The sequence below is a fragment of the Bacillus sp. SIMBA_008 genome (genome assembly GCF_046535495.1).
GTDB lineage: Bacteria > Bacillota > Bacilli > Bacillales > Bacillaceae > Bacillus > Bacillus subtilis.
The window spans coordinates 1-241 of record NZ_JAWRWL010001147.1; the positions used below are offsets into that span (position 1 = coordinate 1).

Sequence of the window (241 nt, forward strand, 5' to 3'; positions counted from 1 at the left end):
GGATGCGGGGGTCGAAGCCGAGACGGCCGAGGGCTCTGACGAGCCAGGTCCGCCGGCGACACCGGAGGACCTGCGACAGTACGCGCAGATGATCGCCGCGGCGATGGACCCCGACGGGCCGGAGCCTTCGGATCGGAGTGCGCAGAACCAGCGGTTCTTCACGATCGGCCGCCTTCGCAACGGCCTCCACGCGATCCGCGGGAACATCCTCCCGGATGTCGCAGCCCAGATGCAGGCGGTG

1 protein-coding gene is annotated in these 241 nt (G+C 70.1%); it reads left to right on the forward strand.

Annotated features, from left to right (window positions below):
- Positions 1 to 241, forward strand: a 241-nt coding sequence (locus tag SB658_RS27025; protein WP_410603596.1) for a DUF222 domain-containing protein, incomplete at both ends; no start/stop codon positions are given.